Origin of the sequence: Actinoallomurus acaciae (assembly GCF_042429965.1) — a bacterium.
Taxonomy (GTDB): Bacteria; Actinomycetota; Actinomycetes; order Streptosporangiales; family Streptosporangiaceae; genus Actinoallomurus; species Actinoallomurus acaciae.
This window is the reverse complement of record NZ_JBHLZP010000046.1, coordinates 19,268-27,921: the sequence shown is the minus strand read 5'-3', so window position 1 is coordinate 27,921 and position 8,654 is coordinate 19,268. Positions and strand designations below refer to the sequence as shown.

Sequence of the window (8,654 nt, the reverse complement as noted above, 5' to 3'; positions counted from 1 at the left end):
TGACCGACCCCGGCCGCGCCGAGCTGCGACGGCGCCTTGAGCGACCGCGAGGCGGTCGTGAGGCGGCCGGGTCGGCGCGGAGGCGATCGTGAGTCGGCTGGCCGGGCAGGCGTTGCGTCGCGCGCGGCCGCGGTGGGGGGAGGGCGCGAGATCGACCCGCCTCGTCAGGACGATGCGCCGACCGGGTCGGGCCACACGTACGGCAGGTCGTCGGGGGCCTTGGGAAAGCGGGGGCGGTAGTGGGCTGGATCCTTGCATACCGGGGCCGACTGACGGCAGGTCGTCGGGGGCCTTGGGAGAGAGGGGGTCGTAGTGGGCTGGATCCTTGCATACCGGGGCCGACCGACGGCAGGTCGTCGGGGGCCTTGGGAAAGCGAGGGCCGTAGCGGCCCGGATTCCTGCGTACCGGGGCCGACTGACGGCAGGTCGTCGGGGGCCTTGGGAGAGAGAGGGGGCCGTTGCGGGCTGGATCCTTGCGTACCGGGGCCGACCGACGGCAGGTCGTCGGGGGCCTTGAGAAAACGGGGGCCGTAGCGGGCCGGATCCCTGCGCACCAGGGCCGGCCGATGACTGCGGTGGAATTTTCGCGAGTCGGGCGGCGGCGTGGCGGTGGTCGCGAGGTCAGGCGGTCGGGCGGGTGAGGCGGAGGTGGTCGCGGGTGGGGTCGTCGCGTGGTGCGTAGACGGCGATGGACAGGCCGGGTGCGGTCGGGAAGGTCAGTTCGGTCCGGTCGAAGGTCAGATCGCCCGCAACCTTATGGCGGAACCGCAGCACGCGGTCCCTCGGCTCGGCCACCTCGTGCCGGGACCACAGCTCGGCGAACTCCGGGCTGATCTCCTGGAGGCGGCGGAGGTCCTCCTCCCACGTCGGGTCGCCGACGTGCCGGCCGTACGCCGAGCGGAGTCGTGCGACGAGGTGGGGGATCTCCCGCTCGTAGTCGACGAACCACTCGCGCGCCCGGGGCTCGGTGACGCAGCACCACAGGAGGTTCTTGTGGACGCACGGCAGGGTGTGCCACTCGGCGAACAGGGCGACGTGTGCGGCGTTGGACTCGAGGATGTCGAAGCGGCCGTTGATCAGCGTGGCGGGCATCGGGTCGAGGCCGTGGAGGACGGCGCGTATCGCGTCGGAGGCCCCGCTCGTGGTGCCCCACGCGCGTAGCGGGGTCGCCTCGGCGAGGCGGTAGAGGTGCTCGCGCTCGGCGCGGTCGAGGCGCAGTGTGCGGGCCACGGCGTCGAGCACCTGGCCGCTCGCGTTGATCGGGCGGCCCTGCTCGAGCCAGGTGTACCACGTGACGCCGACCCCGGCCAGCACCGCGACCTCCTCGCGCCGCAGCCCCGGCGTGCGGCGGCGAGGTGCCGGCGGCAGGCCGACCTCCTCGGGGCTGAGGCGCTCCCGGCGAGCCTTGAGAAAGCCGGCCAGCTCGGCGCGGCGCGGTCGGATGGCGGCGTCGGTCGTCACTGCGGTCCCCTCACCCCGATTCCCCGTGCATAACGGTAGGGAGGGGGTCTGACATTTCCGGGTCAGCCGCCGATCAGGGCATCCGCGCGATCCTGGAGGTAGCGCTTCTCCGGCTCGCTCGCCGCGTACCGCACGGCCGTACGGTAGCTCTCGCGGGCCTCATCCGGCCGTCCGGCCAGCTCCAGCAGATGACCGCGTACGGCGTGGAACCGGTGGTGCAGGGCCATCCGCTCGTCCTCCTCCAGCGGATCGACGATCTTCAGCCCGGCCTCCGGCCCGTCCACCATCGCGACGGCGACGGCCCGGTTCAGCGTCACCATCGGTCCCGGCGCGATGCCCTCCAGCAGGCGGAACAGCGCGACGATCTGCGGCCAGTCCGTCTCCTCGGCGCTCGGGGCCTCATCGTGCACCGCGGCGATCGCCGCCTGGATCTGGTACGGCCCGAGCCGGTCGCCGCCCGACAGCGCCACGGTGACGATCGCGACGCCCTCCTCGATGAGCGCGGGGTTCCACCGGCCGCGGTCCTGCTCGGCCAGCGGGATCAGCGAGCCGTCCTCGCGGGTACGGGCGTCGCGGCGCGCCTCGGTGAGCAGGATCAGCGCGAGCAGCCCGGCCACCTCGCCGTGGTCCGGGAGCAACCGGTGCAGCATGCGGGTCAGGCGCAGGGCGTCGCCGGTGAGGTCGTGGCGCTGCAACACCGGTCCGGCGGTCGTGGTGTGCCCCTCGTTGAGCATGAGGTAGATCGCGTGCAGGACCGCCCGCAGCCGTTCCTCGCGCTCGCCCGGCGGGGGCGGGGAGAACGTCGCCCCGGCCTTGCGGATGGTCTGTTTGGCGCGGCTGATGCGCTGCGCCATCGTCGCCTCGGGCACCAGGAAGGCCCGCGCGATCTCGGCCGTGGTCAAACCGCCGACCGCGCGCAGGGTGAGCGCGATCTGCGAGGGCGGAGAGAGCGCCGGGTGGCAGCAGAGGAACAGCAGCGTGAGCGAGTCGTCCCGGCCGGCCGCCGCCGGCTCGTCGGCGGGCGGGGCGACGCGCATCGACGGCGGGGTGGTGAACAGGTCGGTGTCCTCGCGCCGTCGCCGGGCGCTGTCGCTGCGCACCCAGTCGACGAGCCGCCGCGTGGCGACGGTGACCAGCCAGCCGTACGGGTTGTCGGGAACGCCCTCGTGCGGCCACTGGGTGGCGGCGGCGAGCAGCGCCTCCTGCACGGCGTCCTCGCAGGGGTCCAGGGAACCGTGGCGCCGCATGAGCGCGCCGAGCACCTGGGGCGCGAGGCGGCGCAGCAGGTCCTCCAGGGGCTCCTCGCTCACCGCGCCGTCCCGTACGAGATCGCTTTCACCGGCGCTTCCCTCCCGGCGGAATGGGACCGCCCGGCCGGATGACCTGGGCAGTTCGGTACGAGTCGGACGATAGCCTGACCGGAGGGCTGGTCCATCGGCCGACGCCCCACCGGGACGCGCGATCGTACGCGGCGCACGTCGCGTCTTCCGCGCCGTCGAGGGGTGACGGGAGGCACCGTGCAGACATTCCTGCCATATGCCGACTTCGCCGCCACCGCGCGGGTTCTCGACCAGCGGCGGCTGGGCCGGCAGCGGGTCGAGGCCCTGCAGGTGCTGCGCGGCCTGACCGTGCCGGGGTACGGCTGGCGGCACCATCCGGCGGTGCGGATGTGGACGGGTTGCGAGGAGGCGCTGACGCGCTACGGTCTGGAGATCTGCCGCCAGTGGTGCCGCGCGGGCCGGCGTGACACGTGCGCCGCCTCGCTCGTGACGGAGCTGCGTACGAGACTGGGCCTCGACGAGCCTCGCGGCCAGGCGGAGCTGGGCCGGGCCGGCGCGCTGCCCCGCTGGCTGGGCGATCCGGAGTTCCACCGCAGTCATCGGTCGGCCCTGGTGCGCAAGGATCCGGCCCACTACGGCCCCCTCTTTCCCGGGGTCCCCGACGACCTGCCGTACGTGTGGCCCGACCCGGCCGACGCATCGCCCTGACGAGGCGGATCGATGATCACTCAGACCGGTGAGTCACCTCACCTGGATGACGTCGCCGGGCAGGACGAGCTCCCCGCCGAGACGGCCGCCCTGACGGGCGCGGGCCGGTCTCGCGGTCACCACCGGAGCCGTGGCGCAGGCACCGCTGCCCGCCGGTGGGAGAACCGATCCTCATGGGGCCTTCGCCGGAAACCTCATGGATTCCGGTCACGCGGCGCCAAGTGAGGTGGCTAGAGGATCTCCGCGCGTCCGCGCGGTCTTCGGGGCTCGCGTTCCGGCTCTGATCGTCGCGGATGCCCGATGATCGTGCCGCGAAGCGGCGGGTCGGCGTCTCCGCGTACGTGGCCGCTCACCCAAGGGTGACGCGGTGCGTGGACCGCGCCGGTGTGGCCTGCGGCGTCGCGCCCGGTACCGTCCGGTCACGGTGACCGGATCGGGCGACGTGACCGCAACCCCCGAATCGCGCCCGGCGCCACCACACCACGTCCTACAGCGCCCAGATCACATCCAGGGCCACGACCGCTCTCGGTGTCCCGTACGGTCGTCCGCCGCCATTCGCCCGTCGGCGGGTGGTTCGGTCGCGGTCTCGGGACGCAGGACCGGTGATCGTGTCGTCGTCGTTCGCTACGGCTGGATGCCGAGTGCGCCGCAGGCGCCGTCCACGGCCACCTGGCGGAGTTCGTCCTTCGGGATGTCGGCGAACTGGAGCGTGCAGTCCTGGAGGCCGCCGAAGGCGATCACGGCACGGGCGGCCTGTTCCAGCGTGGGTTCGGGGCCGTGCAGCAGTCTCACCAGCCGGTCGCGCCACTTCAGGACGAGGCCGATCAGGCCCAGGTCGGCGAGGGTGGTCAGCTCACTGAGCATGAGCATGATCTCTCTGCGGTGGCGGTAGTGGAAGTCGAAGTAGCCCTCCATCAGGGCGCGCGGCTCGACCTTCTCCAGCGCCTCCTGATCCATCAGGAACGCCTCTTCCTCGTCGATGATCGGCTGCACGATGCTGCGGACCAGTTCCTCGCGTGAGGAGAAGTGGTAGTAGAGCGCCGGTTTGGTGATGCCCAGCCGATCGGCGATCTCCTGCAGGCTGGTCCGCTGCACCCCCTGCTGTGCGAACAACTCGCGGGCGACCTCCTGGATCCGCTGCTTGGTGTCCGAGGGGCGAGGCATGCCGTCAGCCTATCTGACTTAACGATAGGTAAGTGACGCTGATACACTTACCTATCGTTAAGTAAGGAGACATGCTCATGCGGATTCTCATCTCCGGCGCCAGTGTCGCCGGCCCGGTGCTGGCGTACTGGCTCACCAGACACGGTTTCTCCGTCACCGTCGTCGAGCGCGCGCCGGCTCTCCGTAAGACCGGCGGCCATGCGGTCGACCTGTTCCGGCCCGCGATGGACATCTCGGAGAAGATGGACGTGCTCCCGCGCATCGAGGAGCTGGCCACCGGCGCGAACCGGATGACCGTCCACCCGGAGAGCGCGCGGCGTCCCGTTCGGGCGGACCTCACCAAGATCTTCAGCGCCGCCTCCGACCGGCACGTCGAGATCATGCGCGACGACCTGAGCGAGATCTACTACGACGCCACGCTCGGCGACGTCGAGTACGTCTTCGGCGACTCGATCACCGCGATCTCACCCGACGGCGAGGTGCGGTTCGAAAACGCCGCGCCGCGCCGCTTCGACCTCGTCGTCGGCGCGGACGGGCTGCACTCCAACGTGCGCCGCCTCGTCTTCGGCGAGGAGTCCCGCTTCAGCACCTTCATCGGGGCCTACCTCGGGGTGCTGACCCTGCCCAACACCGCCGGCCTCGACCGCGAGCTTCTCATCCACGTCGGCGTCGGCCGCACCGCCGGCATGTACGGCGCGCCGCACCTCGGCGACGCGCGGGCGTTGTTCCTGTTCCGGAGCGAGCGCGAACTCGACTATCACTACCGGGACGTACGGCGGCAGAAGGAGTTCCTGCGCGAGGCGTTCGCCGGGATGCACGCCGACGTGGACCACTGGCTGGACGAGCTCGACCGCACGCCGGCGTTCTACTTCGACTCGATCACCCAGCTCCGCATGGACACCTGGTCACAGGGGAGGGTGACGCTCGTCGGCGACGCGGGCTACTGCCCCGGCCCGGCCGTCGGCGGCAGCACCACCCTGGGCGTCGTCGGCGCGTACGTCCTGGCCGGAGAGCTGGCGCGGGCGGACGGCGACCACGAGCGCGCCTTCCCCGCCTACGAGCGTGCGATGGCCGAGCACGTACGCGCCAGCCGCGGGGTCGCGCTGAGCGCCGCGAAGACCCTGATCCCCACCTCACGCCTCGGCGTGTCGGGACTGGCCCAGGGCGCCCGCCTGGTCTCCGCCCTCCCCGCGGGCCTCAGCCGCGCGTTCCTCCGCCTCACGACCAAGAGCGCCCGCCTCTACAACTCCATGACCATCGACGACTACCCGCCCTCGCCCGCCGCATCGAGCGGCCGGGTCGGCCTCGGCGTGGAGTGAGGAGTACTGCCCGCCGGGGTCGGCCACACGGCGGGCACGTCTCGGCTCCGCCCGGCGCCCGGTCATTCGCTCCTGGGAAGCCGCGCGGGGTCGGTCGAGGCCCGTACGGCGAGGGCGGGGGCCAGACGCTCGGACGGAGCCGGCTCGCCGGACGGGACCCGGATGAGGAGTTCGAGGGAGCGGGCGCCCATTTCGTGCAGCGTCACCGGAACGCCGCGTGGCCGGTGATCGCCTGGCCGACCACCAGCGTGTGCATCTCGACCGTGCCCTCGTACGTCAGGACCGACTCCAGGTTGGTCATGTGACGGATCACCGGGTATTCGAGGGAGATTCCGTTGGCGCCCAGGATCGTCCGTGCCGTACGGCAGATCTCCAGGGCCTCGCGCACGTTGTTCAGCTTGCCCAGGCTGATCTGTTCGGGGCGCGCCTTCCCGGCGTCCTTGCGCCGGCCCAAATGGAAGGCGAGGAGCAACCCCTTGGTGTACTCCAGGGTCATGTCGACGAGCTTTTGCTGCGTCAACTGGAAGGCGGAGATCGGCTTGCCGAACTGGGTGCGGTCGCCGGCGTAGGACAGCGCCGCGTGAAGGCAGGACCGGGCCGCTCCCATCGCCCCCCAGACGATCCCGTAGCGGGCCTCGTTGAGGCAGCTCAGCGGCCCCTTGAGCCCGGTCACCTCGGGCAGCACCGCGTCGGCGGGGAGCCGGACGCCGTCCAGGACCAGCTCACTGGTCACGGATGCCCGAAGTGACAGCTTGTGCTTGATCTCCGGCGCGGAGAAGCCGGGGGTGTCCGTGGGCACGACGAACCCACGGACTCCCTCGTCGGTCCGGGCCCAGACCACGGCCACGTCGGCGACGCCGCCATTGGTGATCCACATCTTGCGGCCGTCGAGGATCCAGTCCGGCCCGTCCCGGCGCGCCCTGGTGCGCATGTTCCCCGGGTCGGAGCCGGCGTCGGGCTCGGTGAGTCCGAAGCAGCCGATGGCATCTCCGGAAGCCATCGCGGGGAGCCACCGTTGCTTCTGGTCCTCCGAGCCCCACCGCCAGATCGCGAACATCGCCAGCGAGCCCTGTACGGACACCAGCGAGCGCACACCGGAGTCCGACGCCTCGAGCTCCATGCAGGCGACGCCATACTCGGTGGCGGACATGCCGGCGCAGCCGTACCCCTCCAGGTGCATGCCGAGGACACCGAGGCCGCCCAGCTCCTTCGCGAGGCCGCGTACGTCGGGGATCTCGCCGCGCTCGAACCAGTCGGCGACGAACGGATCGACCCGTTCGTCGCAGAGCCGGCGGACCGCGGTCGCGACCGCCTGCTCGTCGGCCGTGAGCAGCTCACCGATCCCGGCGGGATCGAGGGAGGTCGGGGGTGTCGTGCTCATCGTGTCTTCTCCTCCGCGAGCCAGCGGCGTACCTCGTCGCTGTGTTGTCCGAGCCGGGGCGGGGGCGCGTAGTGCGTGACCGGTGTCTCCGAGTAGCCGATGGGGTGCCGGATCTGCGGTGGCGCCGAGCCGCCGACCGGCACGGTGACGTCCAGGCCGAGTGACTCCGCGAGCCGCAGCCCGTCGGCGATGTCGCCGACCTTGCCGGCGGGCACCCCGACCTCGGTGAGGCGAGCGCTCCAGGAGGCGACGGTGTCCTGGCTCAGGCGCTCTTGCAGAGCGTGTCTCAGCGCGGAGCGATTCAGCACGCGCGCCTCGTTCGTGGCGAAGCGCTCGTCGCCGGCCAGTTCGGGGACGCCGAGGACCTCGGCGAGCCGGCCGAACTGCCGGTCGTTTCCACAGGCCAGGGCCAGCATGTCGTCCTTGCACCGGAGGGTCTCGTACGGCGCGATGGACGGATGCCGGTTGCCCATCCGCCGCGGCGACCGGCCCGTCGCGAGGTAGGCGGAGGCCTGGTTGGCGAGTGAGCCGAGCAGGCTGGACAGCAGATTGACCTCCAGCCGCTGCCCTCGCCCCGTGGCGGCCCTTCCGTGCAGCGCGGCGAGGATGCCGATGGCGGCGTCCTTGGCGGTCAGGACGTCCACCAGGGCCACGCCGACCTTCGTCGGCTCGCCGTCCTCCTCACCGGTGATGCTCATGAGTCCGCCCATCGCCTGGACGAGGAAGTCATAACCCGGCATGGACGCGCCCGCGCGGCCGCCGAAGCCGGAGATGGAGCAGTAGACGATCCCGCCGTTGGCCGCGCGAACGGACTCGTAGCCGAGCCCCCGCCGCGCGAGCGCGCCGTCACGGAAGTTCTCCACCAGTACGTCGGCGCGCCGCGCGAGGCTGCGGGCCAGGACCAGGTCCTCCTCGTCGTCGAGGTCGAGGACCACGGAGCGTTTCGATCGGTTCGCGCACTCGAAGTACGAACTGGAGTTGTCCGTCCAGGGCGGTCCCCAGCTACGGGTGTCGTCCCCGACGTGCGGCCGTTCGACCTTGATCACGGTCGCCCCGAGGTCGGCCAGCATCATGCACGCCAGGGGACCGGCCAGTATCCGGCTGAAGTCGGCGACGACGACGCCGTCCAGTGGCATTCCCACGCCACCACTCCCTCACGATCTCGATCCGGCCGTCGACGCGACCCGTGGCGATCGTTATGCGTATATTGGCATCAAGCTACGTATTTACGCAATACTGCTCGTGTAGGGTCTCCTCGCACAGACCGAGCAAGAAAGCGCTGATGCCGTGTCGACGTACCCCACGCCGCATGGTCGCCCGAGGCCTCGACACCGCATGATC

Annotated in this window: 8 protein-coding genes; 2 read left to right on the top strand and 6 right to left on the bottom strand. The window is 71.3% G+C overall.

Annotated elements, in window-relative coordinates:
- Nucleotides 1-621: 621 nt before the first annotated feature.
- Together ACFFNX_RS09220 and ACFFNX_RS09215 are read right to left on the bottom strand one after the other, a co-directional pair.
- On the bottom strand, nt 622-1,461 hold the full coding sequence (locus tag ACFFNX_RS09220) for a helix-turn-helix transcriptional regulator (RefSeq protein WP_378198052.1): 840 nt from the start codon (nt 1,459-1,461) through the stop codon (nt 622-624).
- Nucleotides 1,462-1,523: 62 nt separating this feature from the next.
- Entirely contained in the window at nt 1,524-2,771 is a 1,248-nt protein-coding gene (locus ACFFNX_RS09215; protein WP_378198050.1) for an RNA polymerase sigma factor, read from the bottom strand.
- A gap of 207 nt (nt 2,772-2,978) precedes the next feature.
- On the opposite strand from ACFFNX_RS09215, the gene ACFFNX_RS09210 reads away from it, so the two are divergent.
- Complete coding sequence (locus ACFFNX_RS09210; protein ID WP_378198048.1) at nt 2,979-3,449, top strand: MSMEG_6728 family protein; 471 nt, start codon at nt 2,979-2,981, stop codon at nt 3,447-3,449.
- 624 nt (nt 3,450-4,073) lie between these two features.
- Here ACFFNX_RS09210 and ACFFNX_RS09205 read toward each other — a convergent pair.
- Nucleotides 4,074-4,613: a TetR/AcrR family transcriptional regulator gene (locus tag ACFFNX_RS09205; protein ID WP_378198046.1), complete on the bottom strand. Its 540-nt coding sequence runs from the start codon at nt 4,611-4,613 to the stop codon at nt 4,074-4,076.
- Between the two features lie 77 nt (nt 4,614-4,690).
- On the opposite strand from ACFFNX_RS09205, the gene ACFFNX_RS09200 reads away from it, so the two are divergent.
- Complete coding sequence (locus ACFFNX_RS09200) at nt 4,691-5,932, top strand: FAD-dependent monooxygenase (RefSeq protein WP_378198044.1); 1,242 nt, start codon at nt 4,691-4,693, stop codon at nt 5,930-5,932.
- Between the two features lie 62 nt (nt 5,933-5,994).
- On the opposite strand, the gene ACFFNX_RS09195 is transcribed toward ACFFNX_RS09200, so the two are convergent.
- Genes ACFFNX_RS09195 through ACFFNX_RS09185 form a run of 3 tightly spaced genes read right to left on the bottom strand, consistent with a single transcriptional unit; the run spans nt 5,995 to nt 8,449 of the window.
- On the bottom strand, nt 5,995-6,138 hold the full coding sequence (locus ACFFNX_RS09195; protein WP_378198042.1) for a hypothetical protein: 144 nt from the start codon (nt 6,136-6,138) through the stop codon (nt 5,995-5,997).
- Nucleotides 6,135-7,313, bottom strand: a complete 1,179-nt coding sequence (locus ACFFNX_RS09190) for an acyl-CoA dehydrogenase family protein (RefSeq protein WP_378198040.1) — start codon at nt 7,311-7,313, stop codon at nt 6,135-6,137. Before ACFFNX_RS09190 ends, ACFFNX_RS09195 begins: the two co-directional genes overlap by 4 nt.
- On the bottom strand, nt 7,310-8,449 hold the full coding sequence (locus ACFFNX_RS09185) for a CaiB/BaiF CoA transferase family protein (protein ID WP_378198057.1): 1,140 nt from the start codon (nt 8,447-8,449) through the stop codon (nt 7,310-7,312). The genes ACFFNX_RS09190 and ACFFNX_RS09185 overlap by 4 nt, the downstream gene beginning before the upstream one ends.
- Nucleotides 8,450-8,654: the final 205 nt, after the last annotated feature.

Bases quoted from the DNA above. Each gene is read 5' to 3' on its own strand.
- ACFFNX_RS09205 (WP_378198046.1), bottom strand. From the start codon at position 4,613: ATGCCTCGCCCCTCGGACACCAAGCAGCGGATCCAGGAGGTCGCCCGC.
- ACFFNX_RS09200 (WP_378198044.1), top strand. From the start codon at position 4,691: ATGCGGATTCTCATCTCCGGCGCCAGTGTCGCCGGCCCGGTGCTGGCG.
- ACFFNX_RS09190 (WP_378198040.1), bottom strand. From the start codon at position 7,313: ATGAGCACGACACCCCCGACCTCCCTCGATCCCGCCGGGATCGGTGAG.
- ACFFNX_RS09185 (WP_378198057.1), bottom strand. From the start codon at position 8,449: ATGCCACTGGACGGCGTCGTCGTCGCCGACTTCAGCCGGATACTGGCC.